The organism is Thermoactinomyces sp. CICC 10521, from assembly GCF_016055135.1.
Lineage (GTDB): Bacteria > Bacillota > Bacilli > Thermoactinomycetales > Thermoactinomycetaceae > Thermoactinomyces_A > Thermoactinomyces_A daqus.
The window spans coordinates 1-20005 of sequence record NZ_JAECVZ010000019.1 but is presented as its reverse complement, the minus strand read 5'-3'; the positions used below and the strand labels follow the sequence as shown (position 1 = coordinate 20005).

Here is a 20005-nt window from a genome sequence, read left to right as displayed (position 1 = left end):
ACTGATTGCCGCCCTGCAGCGCTGTGTCGGAAAGGATGCCGTCCTTTTCCGTCAGGAAGATTTACTCGCCTATGAGTGTGATGCCTACACCCTGAAAAAGGCGTTGCCCAGAGCCGTTGTCTTTCCCGGGAGCACGGAAGAGACAGCAGAGGTCGTCCGCTTTCTGGCTCAGAGGGGAATTCCCTTTATTCCGCGCGGAGCGGGAACCGGTTTGAGCGGAGGGGCCACTCCGACGGGTGGCGAGGTCATCATCAGTCTGGCCAGAATGAACCGCCTGTTGCAAATCGATCTCCCGAACCGGCGGGCAGTGGTGCAACCAGGGTATATCAATCTGCACCTGACAGAGTCCGTTGCCGGTCACGGCTACTATTACGCCCCGGACCCCTCGAGTCAGCAGGTTTGTACCATCGGGGGAAATGTGGGTGAAAATGCCGGAGGGGCCCACTGTCTCAAATACGGCGTCACCACCAACCACGTTCTCGGTTTGACCATGGTGTTGCCCGACGGTCAAGTGGTTCAACTCGGCGGTCTTCCCGACGAACCCGGGTATGATTTAACCGGATTGGTTGTCGGATCGGAAGGGACGATGGGCATTGTGACGGAGATCACGGTACGGCTTGAAAAAAAGCCGGAAGGGGTGCGAACCGTGCTCGCCATGTTCGATGAGGTGAAACAGGCGAGCGAAGCGGTTACCGGCATCATCGCTGCGGGGATTTACCCGGCGGCTTTGGAGATGATGGACAACCTGGCGATAGAAGCCGTGGAAAAAGGGACGTTTCCGATAGGGTATCCACGCGATCTCGGGGCTGTTTTATTGGTCGAGGTGGACGGAATTGCCGAGGGTTTGGACGAACAGATTGAGCGCATTGTGGACGTGTGCCGGAAACACGGGGTGCGGGAAGTGCGCCCGGCTTCTTCCGAGGAAGAAAGAAAGAGCTGGTGGAATAACCGCAAGACTGCTTTTGGCGCCGTCGGAACCATTTCCCCGAATAATCTGGTCCAGGACGGAGTCATCCCCCGCAGCCGGCTTCCGGAAGTGCTGTCCCGGATTGAAGAGATCAGCCGCGAACATGGAGTGCGCATTGCCAATGTTTTTCACGCCGGAGACGGTAACTTGCATCCGCTCATCATGTTTGACGCGCGAATCCCCGGTGAAGAAGAGAGAGCCGTCCGGGCGGGATCGGCGATTTTGAAGGTTTGCACCGAGGTGGGTGGCAGCATCACCGGGGAGCACGGTGTCGGTCTGGAAAAGCGGGAAGAGATGCGCTATCTCTTCTCCGAGAAGGAGCTGGCTGTGCAATTGGCAATTCGCGAGGTATTTAATCCTGAAAATTTATGCAATCCCGGCAAAATATTTCCGACGCCGGCCCGCTGTGCCGAGATGAAAAGGCGGCCGGCAGGAACGGATGACAGAAGTGGAGGCCGCTCTTGATTGAAGTTCACGAAGTGTTAAAAAAAGAGAAAAGGAGTTCCGGTGGGGATGGATAAGAAATGAAAATAAAGGGAGTCGAAATAACCACAACGAATGAAGCCCTTGCGTTCCCTTTCGGGATTGGCACGCGAATTTTTTGTCCCGGGATGCCATGGAATAAAAGCGGATTGAACGGCAGAAAGCGATTGATGCCGGAACATTGCCGGATTTCTGATAAAACCGCTTCCGTCGAGGCGGGGCTGGAAAATCGTTCCCGTCCCTGAAGGTGTACAGAACCGGGTCCGGCAACCGCAAAATGGTGAAACATGCCCTGAACGCGGGGCATCGGTCTTTAGGCTGTTTTGAAGCTGCCGATTCATCCGCATGGGAGAATGCGGTCGGAGGACAGGAGCGATCCGGCGGGCAAACCAATCAGGGCTTATACCGGAGGTTAATCGGGCCATTTCCTTCCCGGACTATATATCATCAGAAAAGAGGCGATCTGAATGAGCATTTCAATGGGGGCAAAGACGAGTATCATCTTGCGATTAAAACTGGAAAAAGAATTGGTTTCGTTCGGGAAAATCGCCTCAATCATCAGTGAAGCAGGCGGGGATATCATTGCCATCGACGTGATTCAGGAAGGAAAAACATTCACCATTCGCGATATTACCGTCAATATTACCGACTACGGATTGGGCGACCGGCTGGTGTCGATCGTGAAAGAAATTTCCGGTGTTCACGTCATCAACGTTTCGGACCGCACCTTTTTAATGCACTTGGGAGGAAAAATCGAAACGGTGCCCAAAATGCCGATCAAAAACCGCGATGATCTGTCCCGCGTCTATACTCCGGAAGTGGCGAGGGTCTGCAAGGCGATTCAGGAAAAATCCTCGCGGGCCCATTCACTCACGATCAAACGAAATACAGTGGCGGTTGTCTCAGACGGTTCAGCAGTGCTCGGGTTGGGAAACATCGGACCGGAAGCGGCCATGCCGGTGATGGAAGGGAAGGCGATGCTGTTTAAACAGCTGGCCGGAGTGGACGCTTTTCCAATTTGCCTGGCGACGCAGGATACGGAGGAGATCATCCGAATTGTCAAGGCGCTGGCCCCGACGTTCGGCGGGATTAATCTGGAGGACATCGCCTCTCCGAAATGCTTTGAGATTGAACAACGGCTTTCGCAGGAACTGGATATTCCCGTGTTTCATGATGATCAGCACGGAACGGCGGTCGTGGCCCTGGCCGGGCTGATTAACGCGGTCAAATTGGTCGGCAAAGATCTGGCCGATTGCAAAGTGGTCGTTTGCGGCATCGGTGCAGCCGGAATTGCCTGCACCAAGATGCTGTTGGCCGCCGGTGTGCGGGATGTGATCGGTGTCGATCGGGAAGGGGCGATTGTCGCAACCCGCAGGTATGAGAATTCTTTCTGGAATTGGTATGCAGCCCATACCAATCCCCGCAGGCTTGAAGGCTCTCTGTCCGAAGTGATAAAAGGAGCGGATATTTTTATCGGGGTTTCGGGTCCCGGTGTCTTGAAAGTGGAAGATATTCAAAGCATGGCTCCCGATCCGATTGTATTTGCCATGGCCAATCCGGTTCCGGAAATTGCGCCGGATCAAGCGGAACCTTATGTTCGGGTGATGGCGACAGGCCGGTCCGATTATCCGAACCAAATTAATAATGTGCTGTGTTTTCCCGGGATTTTTCGAGGCGCCCTCGATTGCCGCGCGTCCAAAATCACCGAAGAGATGAAATTGGCTGCCGCTCAGGCCATCGCTTCCGTCGTTTCCGATGAGGAGCTGAGTGAGCAGTATATCATTCCCAGTGTATTTAACAGCCGTGTAGTGGAAAAGGTGAGAGAAGCGGTGATCGAAGCCGCCTATCAGTCGGGAGTGGCCAGGCGCGACCGGCGCAGCACGCAAAAAGAAATGGCCAAAGGGATTGCTGCCAAGGAAAATGCCTTCAGTTTTTCGATGTGACAGAATGACAAAGCCTGAGTGGAAGAGGTTCCTTTCCCCACTGGCGATCACTCCTGCCATGTGATTGGATTTGCCGGAAATAGCCCGCTCGATCAAAAGAGTGGGCTTTTTTTGCGCTCAGATAAGCACTCGTCCCTTCTCACCGCAGGGATAACGCTTAGCGGTCATCCACGACGATATAAGTGACCTCCACCGGTCCGTGAACGCCCACCACCAGATTCATTTCAATATCTGCGCTGTTGCTCGGTCCGGAAATAAAGTTAATGCAGGAAGGAAGCAATTCCCCTTTCTCTATGCGGCGACGGATTTCACGGGTTGCATGGGTGAGCCGTGGCACGATGGTGCTTCTTGGAATGATGGCGATGTACTTGTGCGGCAACAGGCTGACGGATCTTCCTTTTCCCCGTCCGTTGAGTAACATCACGGTTGCAGATTCGGCCAGAGCCAAGTCACTGAAGGTGATGCCGATCATCGCCTGTTCAGCCAGCGAAATGCTTTCCGCTGCTTGTTCGTCACACCATTGCTGAAGCCTGATCCTATGCTCCTCCAACTTGGCATTCAATGCCGGATCGAGTCCGTACTCGTTCCAACGCACATCATCCCAGGTAATAACCGTTTTCGCCCCGGCCTTTTTGATCATCTTCCAAACTGCTTCGGGCAGGAAGTCAGCCGGTATGCGGAAAAAGGTGGTGCGATTGAGTTGTGCTTGTTTTTCCAGGCGCTCAACCCACTCTTCACACCCCTTTCTATCTTCCGGCGGAACGAGTCTGGCCTGATCCCACTCCGGTTTTTGTATCTCCTCCCGCATGCGCGGGCGCCCCAGCCTTTCGGCCAACTTATTTAAAAAAGCGTCCCGGTTTAAAATGGTCATGAATTTTCCCCCTTTTTCCGCCGTTTTTGGAACCACTCCCGAAAAGTTTCCTGTTCCGGTGCCGGGAAGTCACGTGTTTCCAGCCAGGGTTTAAGCGGACCGAAGCCCGTTTTCAGCTTTGCTTCTTCCGTTAACGGTTTTGCCATTATGGACGCGGCTTTGGACGCAAGCCGATAAAGTTTTGGCGAAGTGGCGGCCAGGCGAAATCCTTTCATGGCCAGCCGTTCACCCGGCGGAGCTTTTTTCTCGTCCTCCGCGATTTTCCGGCGGTGCTCGATCAATAATTCATGGAGGGGAATCCGGACAGGGCAAACTTCGGTGCATGCCGCGCACAAACTGGAAGCGTAAGGAAGCTCCTTATACTCGTCATAACCAGCCAGCAGCGGAGTCAAGACTGCCCCGACCGGCCCGGGGTAAATCGATCCGTATGCGTGCCCGCCGATATGGCGGTAGACGGGGCAGACATTGATGCAGGCAGCACAGCGGATACAGTGAAGGATGCTTTGAAATTCCGTGCCCAATATATTTGAACGGCCATTATCGAGAATGACCAAATGGAATTCTTCCGGCCCGTCTCCCTCGCCTTCCCGCCGGGGACCGGTCAGCCCGGTTACGTAAGTGGTCAATTTTTGGCCGACAGCGCTACGGCACAATAATGTGACCAATACATCCAGTTCTTCCCAAGTGGGAACCAGCCGCTCCATCCCCATTACGGTGATTTGCGTCTTGGGAAGGGTTGTGCAGAGGCGGGCATTTCCTTCATTTGTCACCAAAACGACCGAACCGGATTCGGCTACGGCAAAATTGCAACCGGTAATGCCGATTTCGGCGGACAGGAACTTCTTGCGCAGATAGTTGCGGGCAAAACGCGTCATTTCTTCGGGGACGGCAGAACCCTGATACCCCAGGCGCGCAAATATTTCACGAATTTTTTCCCTGTCCTTGTGCAAAGAAGGGACGACAATATGGGAAGGAGGGTCATGATCATCGGCTTGCAAGATAAATTCGGCCAAATCCGTTTCCAATACCTCGCAGCCTGCTTCTTCCAAGGCTTTGTTTAAACTGATTTCCTCAGTCATCATCGACTTGGATTTCACAACACGGGTTGCTTGTTTGCTTTTAATGACCCGGATGATGTATTCATTCGCTTCCGCGGCAGTCCGGGCGAAAAAAACGTGCCCGCCGGCTTTGCTTACATTTTCGGAGAGTTGCTCCAAATAGTAGTCCAGATAGCGCATGGTATGAGCGCGTATCGCTTCACCCCATTTTCTCCACTCTTCCCAGTTTCCAAGCTCTTCTGTTGCCTCCCGCCGGCGTTTCTGAAATCGTTCCTGTGCGGAACTGCCGGCTTTCTGCATCTGCCGGTCGTTGATTCCGCTTTCGACGCGTTTAAAAAAGGGATCTTGTCCGATTTTAATCGGCATCTTTTTCATCCCCTCTCTGCCGGAGATGGTTTAACACTTGGGCGATATGCATCACTTTGACCGGTTTTCCCAAGCGGCTCAAACGGCCGCCGATATTCATCAGGCAGCTGCAATCGGCTCCGATCAGGAGCCCGGCTCTTGTTTCCTCGATATGCTGTGCTTTTTCATCGACCATCCGGGATGAAATCGCATTCATTTTGACAGAGAAGGTGCCGCCGAACCCGCAGCAATCATGCGCATGAGGAAGTGGAATCAACTTCAGCCCTTTGACATTTTCCAGCAGGCGGTACGGAGCTTCCGTTACCCCCAAAAGACGGTTCATGTGGCAGGAAGGGTGATAAGTGGCTGTTGCGTGGAGTTCCGCCCCGAGGTCGTCAACCTGCAAGATCTCAGTCAAAAATTGGGTGAATTCATAGGTTCTGTTCGCCAGGGCCCGGGCACGTGCTTGTAAATCCGGCTGACCGCTGAATAACTGTTCATATTCATGGAACATCGCTGCGCATGAACCGGATGGTGTTACGATATATTCAGCCGGTTCGAACGTTTCGATCATATGCTCGGCCACCTCTTTGGTTTCCAGGTGGTACCCGCTGTTATAGGCAGGCTGGCCGCAGCATGTCTGCGTTTCGGGAAAATCCACCTCGCATCCAAGCCTTTCCAGTATCTCGACAACGGCTTTACCCACTTCCGGGAAAAATACATCAGTCAAACAGGTTACGAATAAGGAAACCCTCATTTTTTACGCCTTGGACCACTTGCGAAAGGCCAGTGACGGCGCCTGCCTCCTCTCTGTAACAATTAAATTTTTTAGATTATTATATCATATCTAATTATTTCCGTATAAAAGACCCGGCCGCCTCAACTACGCTTGGAGGGGAATGATCCTTTTTGAAAGCTTGTTGCAAATCGGCTCGTGAATATGCTATCCAACCTGCCTGTGTTCCGAAGGGTCTCAACAGGCCCGATCCCCTGCTGAGATTGGCAAAACGTACCTCTTCGGTCAGGCAATAAAAATATCTCTTCTTTCACTCTATTCCCAAAATTTAGGACGGACCATTCTGCAGGCAAGCTTTTCCATGTTATAATGAAGAGTGACGGTTTTGTGAAAGGTGATACATATGGCACGAAAAAAGAAAAAAGCAAATGCGGAGAAATCGCTCAAAAATGAGATTTTGTTTGAGATTTACGGGATTGTGATTCTCGCTGCCTCTTTTATTACCATGGCCAGCTACGGGGCAATCGGGCGGAACTTGACTTACTTGGCCCGGTTTGTCTTCGGTACATGGAATTTTGTGATTCCGCTTCTGGGAGTCTGGCTGGCCGTTTATGTCATGGCCAACCGCAAATGGCCACGGAAATGGACTCCGCGCATGAGCGGGTTGACGATGATTCTCGTTTCATTTCTGACGTTAAATCACTATTGGACTTTTCAAACGATCCATACGAACAGCGGAATTGTGGACACGACATGGAATTTGCTTTTGGAGGAACGGACTTCCCGCCTTCCTCTTGATGTCGGGGGCGGAATGACCGGTGCTTTCGCTTATGCCTTATTGCACTTTTTATTTGATGATATGGGGACATTGATTGTACTGGGCGCATTGGTGCTGTGCGGAATTTTGCTCGTGGCCGATTTTTCTTATGTGAAATTCTTCGGGATCGTGAAACAATTATTCCGTGCCTGGAAAAAACGGGGCAGACAGCTGATCATCGATTGGTTGCGCCAATACTACAAACAGAAGCAACCACCGAAGCGGATCAGGAGAAAAAGATCCGGGGAAACGAAGGCGGCAGCCTCTGTCAGCCGCGATCCGATCGAACCGGTGATTTATGACTTTGAAGACGCCATCTACGGGGGAAATGAAAAAGAAAAGGCGCAGCAAGCAACGCAAATGGAGCTGGAACTGGAAAAAATGATTCCGGAAGCGCTAAAGTTGAAAACGAAACCGAAGACTGAGCAGGTGGAGAAGCAGGATGCCGAGGAAGAAGAAACGATGGAAGTGCGCTTTCATTCGAAAGATGAAATGGCGCATTATCTGATGCCGCCGACGACCTTGCTCCGGGAAACGAAAAAGCGCAGTCTGGTGGACCAAGACGACCATAGGGAGAATGCGCGCACACTGAAGGAGACGCTGGAAAGCTTCGGAGTCAAGGCCAAGGTGACCGGGATTCATCGGGGCCCGACTGTGACGCGGTATGAAATTCAGCCGGAGATCGGGGTGAAAGTGAGCAGGATTGTCAATCTCGCAGATGATATCGCTTTGGCCCTGGCCGCGAAAGATATCCGCATTGAGGCGCCCATACCGGGAAAACCGGCTGTTGGCATCGAGGTGCCGAACCAGGAGGTTTCTCTGGTCGGACTGAGGGATATTTTGGAAAGCCCTGAATATCGCGATCATCCCTCCAAATTGAGCATTGCGCTGGGGCGGGATATTTACGGCAAACCAATTGTTGACAACCTCGCGCGCATGCCGCATTTGCTGGTAGCGGGAGCGACCGGCTCGGGAAAAAGCGTCTGCATCAACGGAATCATCACCAGTTTGCTGTACAAAGCCCGGCCGGACGAAGTGAAATTGATGATGATCGATCCCAAGATGGTGGAATTGAATGTATATAACGGAATTCCCCATCTGCTGGTCCCTGTTGTCACGGATCCGCGCAAGGCGGCGATCGCCCTGAAAAAAGTGGTGACCGAGATGGAAAAACGGTATGAAATGTTTGCCAAGCACGGGGCGAGAGATATTGAGCGCTATAACCAGATGGCGGCCGAAAACAAAGAGAAGAACCTGGAGCCTCTTCCCTTCATCGTCGTCATTGTGGACGAGCTGGCCGATTTGATGATGGTGGCTCCTTCCGACGTGGAAGACGCGATTTGCCGGCTTGCCCAAATGGCCAGGGCGGCAGGGATTCATTTAATCATCGCCACGCAGCGGCCCTCTGTCGATGTAATCACAGGGGTGATCAAGGCGAATATTCCTTCGCGAATTGCCTTTGCCGTTTCTTCACAGGCCGACTCCCGCACCATCTTGGACATGGGGGGAGCGGAAAAATTGCTGGGACGGGGTGATATGCTTTATTTGCCGATCGGTGCTTCCAAACCGATCCGCGTACAAGGGGCATTTCTCTCCGATGATGAAGTGGAAGCGGTTGTCCGCTTTGTGAGCAAACAGCAGGAACCGCGTTATCAGGAAGAGTTGATTCCCACGGCCCCGGATCAGGGGATGGACGGGGTGGATGATGAACTGTTTCCGCAGGCGGTTCAGCTCGTTTTGGAAGCGAAGACGGCGTCCGTTTCGCTTTTGCAACGGAGATTGCGGGTTGGTTATACAAGGGCGGCGCGCTTGATCGACATGATGGAAAGCAATGGAATCGTCGGGCCGTATGAAGGCAGCAAGCCCAGGGAAGTATTAATAACACTGGAGCAATATCAAGAAAAGAAAAATGTAGCCAAATAGTGAACAAGCATGATATAAATTACTATGAGCAATAAAAAACAGCCGGAAAAAATGGATTCAATTTATATAAACATAGTTCTCCGAAATACATAAAATTCGGTTTCGGAATATGTTTATTTCCGGCTGCCTTCCGATTATTCTGCAATCGGAAAGAACTCATATTCTAATTTTTTTGGAGGAGGGCCACTGCATGGCAAAAAGATCCTGGCTTGCACTTTTCCTTTGTGCGGCATTGGTGTTCACAGTAGTCGGATGTTCGTCGGCGACTACCAAAAAAGGCGGTTTTGCAGCCGGGTTGGTGACGGATACCGGCGGGCTGAATGACGAGTCGTTCAACCAATCCGCCTGGGAAGGGCTGGAGAAAGCGAAAAAAGATTACGGTGTCGACATTAAAGCCCTTGAATCAAAAAGCGATGATGATTATATACCGAACTTGACGAAGTTTGCACGTGAGGGACGCAATATCACCTGGGCGATCGGTTACAAATTCGACAAGGCGATTCCTGATATTGCCAATCAGTTCCCTGATGCGAAATTTGGCATTGTCGACAGTGATCTCGGAGGAAAAATCCCGAAAAATGTGACTGCCGTTACCTTTAAGGAAGAGGAAGGCTCATTCCTGGTCGGTGTGATTGCCGGTTTAACAACGAAAACAAACAAAGTTGGATTTATCGGCGGGGTGACATCTCCGCTTATCAAAAAATTTGAAGTGGGCTATATAGCCGGGGTAAAAGCAGTAAATCCGAAAGCTACCGTTTCGGTCGCTTATGCCGAGAGTTTTGCTGACGCGGTAAAAGGACGTTCCCTGGCCCAAAGCATGTATAACAACGGAGCAGATATTATTTTCCATGCTGCGGGCGGTACAGGCAAAGGCTTGTTTGATGAAGTGAAAACCCGCGAGAAAGGGAAGTACTGGGCGATCGGTGTAGACCGTGACCAATCCAACCTCGCTCCCGACCATACCCTGACTTCGATGGTCAAACGCGTCGATGTGGCTGTTTACAATGTGACCAAGGAATTGAAAGACGGAAAACTGAAACCGGGTCAACATGTGGTGATGGGTCTGAAAGAAAACGGAATCTCCATGGCTGATAAACATGTGAGTCCCGATGTTGAGAAGAAAGTGGAAGAGTACAAACAAAAAATTATTAGCGGTCAACTCAAAGTTCCGAGTACCGAAGCAGAACTTGCCAACTTTAAACCATAATATTGGAAATCGGGTCAGCGTCCATGCTGGCCTTTTTAAATAGAAATCCCTTTGAAATATGCCCTAATACCTTGTATACTTAAATCCTCAAGCTTTTTTCGCTTTTTAATTTAATGACAAATGGAAAAATATGCCGCCGAGAAGGGGGGAATCAGGGTGAATGTAGTGGAAATGGTTGGGATTACGAAGCGTTTTCCCGGAATTATCGCCAATGATCAGATCAATCTGACGGTCAGAAAAGGCGAAATTCATGCGTTATTGGGGGAAAATGGTGCAGGAAAGTCGACGCTGATGAACATTTTGTTCGGCCTGTACCAACCGGACGAAGGAGAAATCCGCATTAACGAGAAGCCGGTCAAAATTACGGGACCCACTGTGGCCAACAAACTCGGAATCGGGATGGTTCACCAACACTTTATGTTAGTTGAGCCGTTTACCGTAACGGAAAACATCATTTTGGGTGATGAGCGAAGCAAGTTCGGCCTGTTAAATATCAAAAAAGCGGAGAAAGAGATTCAGCGCTTATCGGATCAGTACGGCCTCAAAGTGGATCCGCGGGCGAAAATTGCCGATATATCCGTCGGGATGCAACAGCGTGTGGAAATTTTGAAAACGTTGTACCGCGGAGCAGATATCCTCATTTTCGACGAGCCGACGGCAGTCTTGACGCCGCAGGAGATTGAAGAGTTGACGGAGATTATGCGACGGCTGGTCGACGAAGGCAAGACGATCATTTTTATCACCCATAAACTGAAGGAGATCATGAGCACCTGTGACCGGGTGACGGTGATTCGCCGCGGAAAAGTGATTCAAACGGTCGATGTGGCCGAAACGAATGAAAATGAATTGGCCGCCTTGATGGTCGGACGCGAGGTTTCCTTCACCGTGGAAAAAGAGAAAAAGCAACCCGGTGAACCGATTGTCAAGATCTCACAACTGGTCGCTCTGGATCATCGCGGTGTCCGTGCGGTAAATGGCCTTGATCTGGAAGTGAGAGCCGGTGAAATCGTCGGACTCGCCGGTGTTGACGGAAACGGACAGACGGAATTGATCGAGGCGATTACCGGATTGCGCGACATCGAGTCCGGTTCCATTCACATCAATGGAAAAGACATGACCCGGTTCAAACCGCGAAAGGTGATCGAAGCTGGTGTCGGCCATATTCCGGAAGACCGGCATAAACGCGGGCTTGTGCTCGATTTTACCGTCAGTGAAAACATGGTTTTGCAATCATATTATCAAGCCCCGTTTACCAAGAGGGGAATTATTCAAAATGGCGAGATTGATCAATATGCCAAGCGCTTGATCAAAGAGTTTGATGTGCGCACCCCAAATGAACACGTTCCGATTCGGGGACTGTCGGGCGGTAACCAGCAAAAGGCGATCATCGCGCGGGAAGTGGACCGCGATCCCGACTTTCTGATTGCTGCACAGCCAACCCGAGGCCTGGATGTTGGTGCGATTGAGTCGATCCATCGCCGTCTTGTCGAACAACGGGATAAAGGCAAAGCGGTTCTGCTGGTCTCCCTGGAACTGGATGAAGTCCTGAAACTGAGTGACCGCGTTGCCGTGATCTACGAAGGGAAAATCGTCGGCTGGGTTGATCCGGAAACGACGACGGAAGAAGAATTGGGTCTCCTGATGGCGGGCGGCAAAAAACAGGAGGTGAAATAGCTGTGCAGCAACTGTTCTCGCGGATGAACAAGATGTCAACATTTCTGGCTTCCCTCATTTCGATTGTGCTGGGAATGTTGATTGGGGCCATTATGATGGTCGCGGCCGGGTATAACCCGCTCGAAGCCTATAATGCCCTCTTTGTCAGTGCTTTGTTTCAGCCTTATGATCTGGGAGAGACGATCCGGACCGTCACCCCTTTGTTATTGACGGGTTTGGCCGTAGCCATTGCCTTTCGCACCGGTCTCTTTAATATCGGGGTTGAAGGGCAGTTTATCGTCGGACAGATGGCCGCTATCATCGTCGGTTTAAAATTACCGCTCCCTTCCGGTTTGCATGCCGTTGCAGCCGTGATCGCCGGCGGGCTGGCTGGAGCGATCTGGGCTTATCTTCCCGGCCTCTTAAAAGCAGTGCGCGGGGTTCATGAGGTAATTATCACGATTATGATGAACTATATCGCCCTTTATCTTTCCAATGCCGTTGTTTTTCATTGGCTGGCCCCCGGAGCTGATTCCACGGAGAAAATTCCCGATTCCGCTTCACTGAGGGTTCAGTGGTTATCCGATCTGTTTGGAGGAGCGCGCGTTCATTTGGGCATTCTGATCGCCTTGGCCGCTGCTTTCGTCATGTATGTCCTCGTTTGGCGCACCCGGCTGGGTTACGAACTGAGGGCTGTCGGTTTCAATCCGCTCGCGGCTGAATATGCCGGGATGAATGTGAAGAAAAGCGTCATTTTGTCAATGATGATCAGCGGGGCATTTGCCGGTTTGGCCGGAGCGGTCGAAGCGCTCGGTACGAATGGTTATTTGCCGATTATGAACGATTTCACCGGCATTGGCTTTGACGGGATCGCCGTCGCTTTGCTGGGAGCCAATACACCTGTCGGAGTGATTTTGGCCTCCATCCTTTTCGGGGTTCTGGAATATGGCGGCGGAAACATGCAGTTTGAAGCAGGAGTGCCGTTTGAGGTCATTCGCGTTGTATTTGCGGCGATCATTTTGTTTGTGGCCGCCAACATTGTGGAAAAGATCTTTCATTCCCGGCGCAAAAAAGGGGTGAAAACCAATGCTTGAAACCCTGACAAACATTTTATCGATGACCGTGCTTTACTCAACACCACTGATTTTGGCCGGACTTGGCGGATTGTACTCGGAGCGTTCCGGGGTGGTGAACATCGGGCTGGAAGGCCTGATGACGATCGGCGCTTTTACCGGAGCGGTAACGACGATCTTCTTCGGCAACGCCTGGATCGGACTCTTGTGCGCGATTGTTGCGGGCATTTTGTTAGCTTTGCCGCATGCGATTGCTTCGATTACGTTTAAAGCGGATCAGGTGGTCAGTGGGGTTGCGATTAACTTTTTGGCGCTTGGACTGGCTGTCTATCTAACCAAGCATATGTATAACGGCTCTTCGCAAACGCCGGTTGTCCCGGATAAGCTGAGTGTGATTTCGATTCCCCTCCTGAATAAGATCCCGGTATTGGGTCCTTCGATTTTTCAGGCGCTTCCGACGACCTATATCGCGATCGCCTTGGTCATTATCACTTATTTTCTCTTTTACCAGACGTCATTTGGCATGCGGTTAAGAGCGGTCGGGGAACATCCGCACGCGGCGGAAACGGCCGGAATCAACGTGATTGTGATGCGCTATATCGCTGTCATGATCAGCGGTGCGCTGGCAGCAATCGGCGGTGCGGGCCTTTCGATTGCCATTGGCAGCCAGTTTACGCAGGTGACGGTGGCCGGACAAGGATTTATCGCCCTGGCTGCACTGATTTTTGGCAAATGGCGTCCTTTCGGCGTTTTGTGGGCCGGTCTGTTCTTCGGATTGGCTGTGGCTTTGGCACTTACCGGTCAGCTGTATCATTTGACGAATTACGTGCCGAGTGAAGTGCTGAGCATGCTTCCGTATATCCTGACCATCTTGGCCTTGGCCGGATTTGTCGGCAAGGCAGAACCGCCCGCGGCAAACGGAAAGCCATATGAAAAAGGGGCCCGATAAACGGTCGTGAAGAGACCTCAGCAATCAGCTGGGGTCTTTTTTGCGTAATTCAATCTCTCTTATAAAATTTTGTTTATTTTACACAATTGATACTATTATCTCGATTTACATATCTATATTGAAATTTTAACAATGATTTCTTTTATTCTCTTGGATTCAAGAAGTGCTACGATCATTTGGATTGTGATAAATACAGGCTTACTCTCTCTTTTTCTAATTTTTTCCTTTGATTTATCTTTTGGTTTATACTAAAATATTCCTACGGCAATTTTATAAAAATGGTGTAAAAGCCAGAAAATTCGGCGCCGTCTCTGCTCTGGTAATCATTTTTTTCGTGGTTATTTTCTTTAAATTTAAATCATATTGTCATCGGGGAAAACATCACGGATATTTTTTTATACAATTGTTTTACTTTATAAAGCATTTACTTAGTAAAACTTTTTTTCGGATAACGGAAATTCGTATCTTTCCAATGGATGTTCCGACGACATGCTCTAAGGAGGTCTGTCATGGAAGCTGCAGTAAAAATAGAAAAAAGTAACGTGCCTGTACCAGAGCCGAAAAAGAAACACCCGCGCGGCCTTTATCTGCTCTTTTTCACAGAGATGTGGGAGCGGTTCAGTTACTATGGCATGAGGGGGATTCTCGCCCTTTATCTGGCCGCCTCTTACCTGAGCGGAGGCCTGGGTTATGATCAGGGGACGGCTTCTCTGATTTTCGGTTTTTATACCGGTGCTTGTTACTTTACACCGTTGGCCGGTGGTTATCTGACCGACCGCTTTCTCGGACGGCGGTGGGCGATTACTCTCGGCGGGGTCACCATGGCGCTGGGAAACTTCATTTTATTTGCCGAACACAGTCGGTGGGGATTGTATTTGGGGCTTGCCCTTTTGGTGTTCGGTAACGGATTTTTCAAGCCGAACGTGTCAACTTTGGTCGGCGAGCTCTATGAAAAAGATGATAAACGGAGAGATGCTGCGTTTACGATCTTTTATATGGGGATCAACCTCGGTGCCTTTCTGGCTCCGCTGGTCGTCGGGCTGGTCGGCGACTACTTCAGCACGAATGTGAATGGAGTCATTCAACACGGCTATCGTTATGGGTTCCTGGCTTCTTCCATCGGGATGATTATCGGGCAAGTGCTGTTTAATGCGCTGTCCAACCGTTTCCTCGGTGAGATTGGAAAAAAACCGGTTGGCAAAATGGCGCCGTCCAAGCAGATGCCGGCGGTGGATAAAAAAACGCCGCTGACGAAACAGGAAAAACGGCGAACCCTAGCGATTATTATTTTAACTTGCTTCGTTGTTTTCTTCTGGGCCGGATTTGAGCAAGCGGGTACATCGTTAACTTTCTATACCCAGACTTTTGTGAACCGGAATGTTTTCGGCTGGGAAGTTCCGACGGAAATGTTCCAGTCGATTAATCCCGCTTTTATCATCATCCTTGCCCCTCTGATTGCCAAGCTGTGGTCTGCCTTGTCCAAGCGGGAAAAAGGTGACTGGCCAACCCCGGTCAAAATGGGATTGGGAATGATCCTGCTCGGAATCGGATATATGGTGTTGTTGACAGCAGTGATGCAAACCGGCGGTGATGCGCATCATGTCACCGTGAAAGCCAATATTCTCTTTATCATTTTCACTTACTTCTTCCACACGGTCGGGGAATTGTTCCTGTCGCCGATCGGCTTGTCGATGGTGAGTGAAATTGCACCGATCAAATACGCATCCCTGTTGATGGGAGTATGGCTGGCCAGCACCGGTATTGCGGACATTCTTGCCGGACAGTTGGCTGCCTTCACCGAGACGATGGGTTACTTCCAGATATTCGGTGCGATCGGTGCCCTCTCGATTATCTTCGGGATTATCCTTTTGGCGCTTTCGAAAAAAATTGCCAAACTGATGGCCTGACGAAAACATTTTTGGCCTCTATCCAAAAAAAACGGGTAGAGGTTTTTTTCTGCTTTTCGGTCATACTATAAGTGGTTATCGTTTCCAACCGCGGCTAATTAGACTATAATGTTTATACATCGGCCCATTTAAAAAGGAGAGGTGTCAACGTGTCGACAATCCAATTTGAAACCGTTTCAATCGGCGACGTGCGCGTTCACGTCTGCTCGAGCGAAAAATTTAAGACGACGGCGTTGCTGGCGTTTATCGCTCAGGAATTAAAGCCGGAATATGTGACGAAAACAGCACTTTTGCCGAGTGTGCTTCAGCGGGGAACAGCTTCTTACCCCACGACGATCGAATTGAGGAGAAAACTGGATTCTTTTTACGGTGCGACACTGTTTGGTGATGTGTTCAAACGGGGGGAGCGCCATCTCATCCAGATCGGGATGGAAATTGCCAACGAACGGTATCTCAGCGAGAAAAAATCCCTGTTGGATGAAGGAATTAATCTTTTTAGTGAAGCCTTGTTTTCACCGCACTTGGAACAGGGAGGCTTTAAAGCTTCCTATGTGGAGGCGGAAAAGAAAAATTTGAAACAGAAAATTGAAAGCCTTCAAGATGACAAGATCCGATATGCCTCCCAGCGCATGGTGGAAGAGATGTGCAAAGGTGAGCCATACGCGCTGTTCAACCATGGCCGGATCGAGGATTTGCCGCAGATTGACGCGCAGAATCTCTATACATATTACCAGGAAGTGATTCAAACCTGCCCAATCGATATTTATTGCGTCGGCAATGTCTCTGCGGACGATGTGGTAAAACGTTTGGAGAGAAATATTGGCGATTCACTTCGGCAGAGGCGGAAAACGCTTGCTGTGCCTTCAGCGGTTCACTCCGCAGCGCGCAAGGAAAAAACAGTCATTGACCGCCTCAATGTGAAGCAGGGAAAACTCAATCTGGGATGCCGAACCAACGTGACCATCCAGGATGATGATTATCCCGCTTTGATGATGTACAACGGCATTTTCGGCGGGTTTCCCCACTCGAAATTGTTTTTGAACGTGCGCGAAAAAGCAAGTCTCGCTTATTACTGTTCATCCAGGCTGGAAAGCCACAAAGGGTTGCTCATCATCCAGTCGGGGATCGAAATTTCCAACTTTGAAAAAGCGGTGGATATCATCAAGAAACAGTTGGCGGCCATGCAGCAGGGAGATATCAGTGACAAGGAATTGGATCAGACCAAGGCGACGCTTTCCAATCAGCTGAAAGAACAGCAGGATCGTTCGTTTGAACTGATTCATTTCCATTTTAATCAGTCGGTATTGAGCGGAAGGGAAAGAACGCTGGAAGCGTTGCTTCATGATCTTGAGCAGGTGCGCAAAGAGGATATTACGCGGGTTGCCGAAAAAATTCAGCTTGAAACCATTTACTTCTTGCGCGACCAGGAGGGAAACGCGAATGCAAAAAATTGAGCACCGGCAGATTGAAGAAACCTTGTATTACGAAAAACTGCCCAACGGGCTGCAGGTATATCTGTTGCCAAAGCCCGGCTTTAACAAGACCTATGCGACCTTTACCACCCGATACGGCTCGATTGACAACACCTTTCAGGTTCAGGGGCAAGAAAAGATGTCTGTCCCGGACGGAATCGCTCACTTCTTGGAACACAAGATGTTTGAGCAGCCTTCAGGGGAAGATGTGTTTCAGGAGTTTTCCCGCCAGGGAGCTTCAGCCAATGCGTTTACGAGTTTTACCCGTACAGCATACCTGTTTTCCTGCACGGACCAGGTGCAAAAGAACTTGACGACCCTGCTCGATTTTGTGCAAAGTCCCTACTTTACGGATCAAAATGTGGAAAAGGAAAAAGGGATTATCGGCCAGGAAATCCGAATGTATGACGACAATCCCGACTGGCGCTCTTATTTTGGCTTGATTGAAGCGATGTATCAACAACATCCGGTTAAAATTGATATCGCCGGCACCATCGAGTCGATTTCCAAAATTACAAAAGAGTTGCTTTACACCTGTTACCAAACATTTTATCATCCGAGCAATATGCTTCTGTTCCTGGTTGGGCCGGTCGACCCTGAGGCGACGATAGAACTGATCCGCGAAAATCAGTCGGCCAAAACGTTTGATGAGATCAAGGAGATTCACCGCTTTTTCCCGGATGAACCTGATCAGGTGGCGGAAAAAGTGAAGGAAGTGGAACTGAGTGTAGGGATATCCAAATGTTTGTTTGGCTTTAAGGAAGGGAAAGATGCTGTCAACCTGACGGGGGAAGCCCTGATGAAACAGGAGCTGGCCACCCAGATCGTCCTGGAGGCGCTCATCGGCTCCTCTTCCGAGCTTTACCAGTCCCTGTATGATGACGGCTTGATCGATGACAGCTTTGGCTGTGATTATTCGCTGGATCGCGGTTACGGATTTTCCATGATCGGCGGGGATACTTTTGATCCGGATCAGCTGTTGCAAAGAATTCGCGATGAACTGCCGAAACGGGTGGAACAGGGGATATCTCCCAAAACCTTTGAACGGATTCGCAAAAAAAAGATCGGGGCCAATTTGCGTTTCCTCAGCTCGCCGGAGTGGATTGCCAATCAGTTTACCAACTATCGCTTTAACGATGCGGATTTGTTCAAAATCATACCCGTGCTGGAAAGTCTCAGCGTAGACGATATAAACCGGCGCATGCAACAGCATATTGATTGGAATCGTTTTGCTGTTTCGATTGTGCGCCCTCATTCATGATGGCTGAAAAGATGCAATTGATCGTACATGCGGGGATGAGAGCCCCGACATAAACATTGACTGAAAAATGCGTCCGATTGGGCGCATTTTTGTTGGAGGGAGATCGAGTGAAACCATTGCATGGTGAAATCGCCTGGATCACAGGGGGGAGCGGCGGAATCGGAAAAGCGGCGGCAGTCGAATTGGCCGCAGCCGGAGCAGATGTGATAATTGGGTATCATTCAGCGGAAACGGTCGCCAGGCAGACAGAGCAGATTTGTCGCCGGTTCGGAGTGCGGGCGCTGGCTGTGCCGGTCGATGTGAGAAACAGGGAGTCCGTATCTGCGGCTTACCGGGAAATCACCCATCATTTTGGCAATCCGACGATTTTAATCCATGCTGCGGGAAACAGCGTGGCGGGGTTGATTCAAGACATGACGGAAAAGGATTACGACCAGGTGATGGATACACATGTACGCGGCGCATTTTCCTTGGTTCAAGCCGTTCTCCCGGCCATGATTCAACAGCAAAAAGGGCGGATTGTGCTGGTTTCTTCCATTTGGGGGCAAACAGGTGGGGCGTGTGAAGTGCTTTATTCGGCGGCAAAAGGGGCACAGATCAGCATGGCCAAAGCGCTGGCGAAAGAGTTGGCCCCTTCCGGAATTACAGTAAATGCAATCGCCCCGGGAGCAATACAGACCGCGATGTTGGAGAGGCAGCTGACCAGGGAAGAACGAAGCAGCCTTGCGGAAGAGATACCGGCTGGGAGGCTGGGGCTGCCGGAAGAGGTGGCCTCCTTGATCCGTTATGTTTGTTTGCCGGAGGCGGCCTACGTCACAGGTCAAGTTCTGGCGGTCAACGGTGGCTGGTATACCTGAAATGAACTTCCAATACATAAAATAAGGGAAATAAACTCATATTACCTCCTAGGAACGTTGAACAGCATCTAAGGAGGAAATGCAAAATGTCTGTGTTGGATAATTTTCAGGAGTGGAAAAACTTTCTTGCCGAGCGCGTGGACCAAGCGAAAGGAATGGGCATGGATGCCAACACCATCTCTGACCTGGCCTATCAGCTCGGTGATTACCTGGCCAAGGATATTGATCCGCAAAATGACCAGGAACGCTTGTTAAAAGACCTCTGGAGCGTCGCGGACGAAAATGAACAGCGCGTGATGGCAGGTTTGATGGTGAAATTAGTTGACGATGGAAAAAAATAACGGTATGTAGTTCGCGAATTAAAACACCCGATATTTTTGGGTGTGAGGTTGTTGACAAAGAAGGTCAACAGCCTTTTTTTGTTGAAAAGGTATAAAAAAAATTCCGAAGGAAGGTTTCTATGTTCAGGACGAATTCATCCAG

General features: G+C 50.4%; 16 protein-coding genes. 13 read left to right on the top strand and 3 right to left on the bottom strand.

Features of this window, described 5'->3' with window-relative positions; all coding sequences use genetic code 11:
- Window position 1 precedes the first annotated feature (1 nt).
- The 3 genes from I8U17_RS12785 to I8U17_RS12775 all read left to right on the top strand — a co-directional run bounded on the left by I8U17_RS12785 (window position 2) and on the right by I8U17_RS12775 (window position 3393).
- Window positions 2–1432, top strand: a complete 1431-nt coding sequence (locus tag I8U17_RS12785) for an FAD-binding oxidoreductase (RefSeq protein WP_033099723.1) — start codon at window positions 2–4, stop codon at window positions 1430–1432.
- Window positions 1433–1491: 59 nt separating this feature from the next.
- Entirely contained in the window at window positions 1492–1695 is a 204-nt protein-coding gene (locus I8U17_RS12780; protein WP_198055751.1) for a hypothetical protein, read from the top strand.
- Between the two features lie 222 nt (window positions 1696–1917).
- Window positions 1918–3393 (top strand): NAD-dependent malic enzyme, encoded by a 1476-nt coding sequence (locus I8U17_RS12775; RefSeq protein ID WP_198059501.1) that lies wholly within the window; start codon window positions 1918–1920, stop codon window positions 3391–3393.
- Between the two features lie 157 nt (window positions 3394–3550).
- Here I8U17_RS12775 and I8U17_RS12770 read toward each other — a convergent pair whose 3' ends face one another.
- From I8U17_RS12770 to I8U17_RS12760, 3 genes are read right to left on the bottom strand one after another with little or no spacing between them, the layout of a single operon-like run.
- On the bottom strand, window positions 3551–4264 hold the full coding sequence (locus I8U17_RS12770) for a LutC/YkgG family protein (RefSeq protein ID WP_033099650.1): 714 nt from the start codon (window positions 4262–4264) through the stop codon (window positions 3551–3553).
- Window positions 4261–5688: a LutB/LldF family L-lactate oxidation iron-sulfur protein gene (locus I8U17_RS12765; protein ID WP_198059500.1), complete on the bottom strand. Its 1428-nt coding sequence runs from the start codon at window positions 5686–5688 to the stop codon at window positions 4261–4263. Before I8U17_RS12765 ends, I8U17_RS12770 begins: the two co-directional genes overlap by 4 nt.
- Window positions 5678–6424 carry a (Fe-S)-binding protein gene (locus tag I8U17_RS12760; protein ID WP_033099652.1) on the bottom strand — a complete coding sequence of 249 codons (747 nt, stop codon included), beginning with the start codon at window positions 6422–6424 and terminating at the stop codon, window positions 5678–5680. Before I8U17_RS12760 ends, I8U17_RS12765 begins: the two co-directional genes overlap by 11 nt.
- Window positions 6425–6806: 382 nt before the next feature.
- On the opposite strand from I8U17_RS12760, the gene I8U17_RS12755 reads away from it, so the two are divergent.
- The 10 genes from I8U17_RS12755 to I8U17_RS12710 all read left to right on the top strand — a co-directional run bounded on the left by I8U17_RS12755 (window position 6807) and on the right by I8U17_RS12710 (window position 19863).
- On the top strand, window positions 6807–9143 hold the full coding sequence (locus I8U17_RS12755; protein WP_033099653.1) for an FtsK/SpoIIIE family DNA translocase: 2337 nt from the start codon (window positions 6807–6809) through the stop codon (window positions 9141–9143).
- Between the two features lie 190 nt (window positions 9144–9333).
- Complete coding sequence (locus tag I8U17_RS12750) at window positions 9334–10350, top strand: BMP family lipoprotein (RefSeq protein WP_033099654.1); 1017 nt, start codon at window positions 9334–9336, stop codon at window positions 10348–10350.
- Between the two features lie 171 nt (window positions 10351–10521).
- Window positions 10522–12024, top strand: coding sequence for an ABC transporter ATP-binding protein (locus I8U17_RS12745; RefSeq protein ID WP_033099725.1), 1503 nt, complete (start codon window positions 10522–10524; stop codon window positions 12022–12024).
- Window positions 12025–12047: 23 nt separating this feature from the next.
- The gene (locus I8U17_RS12740) at window positions 12048–13097 is read left to right on the top strand and encodes an ABC transporter permease (protein WP_198055816.1); all 1050 of its coding nucleotides are present in this window, start codon (window positions 12048–12050) and stop codon (window positions 13095–13097) included.
- A complete protein-coding gene (locus tag I8U17_RS12735; RefSeq protein WP_033099655.1) occupies window positions 13090–14025 on the top strand; it encodes an ABC transporter permease in 936 nt (311 codons plus the stop codon). The genes I8U17_RS12740 and I8U17_RS12735 overlap by 8 nt, the downstream gene beginning before the upstream one ends.
- 509 nt (window positions 14026–14534) lie before the next feature.
- On the top strand, window positions 14535–15932 hold the full coding sequence (locus I8U17_RS12730) for a peptide MFS transporter (protein WP_033099656.1): 1398 nt from the start codon (window positions 14535–14537) through the stop codon (window positions 15930–15932).
- A gap of 149 nt (window positions 15933–16081) precedes the next feature.
- Window positions 16082–17386: an EF-P 5-aminopentanol modification-associated protein YfmF gene (gene yfmF / locus I8U17_RS18810; RefSeq protein ID WP_033099657.1), complete on the top strand. Its 1305-nt coding sequence runs from the start codon at window positions 16082–16084 to the stop codon at window positions 17384–17386.
- Window positions 17373–18665: an EF-P 5-aminopentanol modification-associated protein YfmH gene (gene yfmH, locus I8U17_RS12720; protein WP_198059499.1), complete on the top strand. Its 1293-nt coding sequence runs from the start codon at window positions 17373–17375 to the stop codon at window positions 18663–18665. Before yfmF ends, yfmH begins: the two co-directional genes overlap by 14 nt.
- A gap of 107 nt (window positions 18666–18772) precedes the next feature.
- The gene (gene ymfI / locus I8U17_RS12715; RefSeq protein WP_033099659.1) at window positions 18773–19522 is read left to right on the top strand and encodes an elongation factor P 5-aminopentanone reductase; all 750 of its coding nucleotides are present in this window, start codon (window positions 18773–18775) and stop codon (window positions 19520–19522) included.
- A gap of 86 nt (window positions 19523–19608) precedes the next feature.
- Window positions 19609–19863 (top strand): DUF3243 domain-containing protein, encoded by a 255-nt coding sequence (locus I8U17_RS12710; RefSeq protein ID WP_198055756.1) that lies wholly within the window; start codon window positions 19609–19611, stop codon window positions 19861–19863.
- Window positions 19864–20005 lie beyond the last annotated feature (142 nt).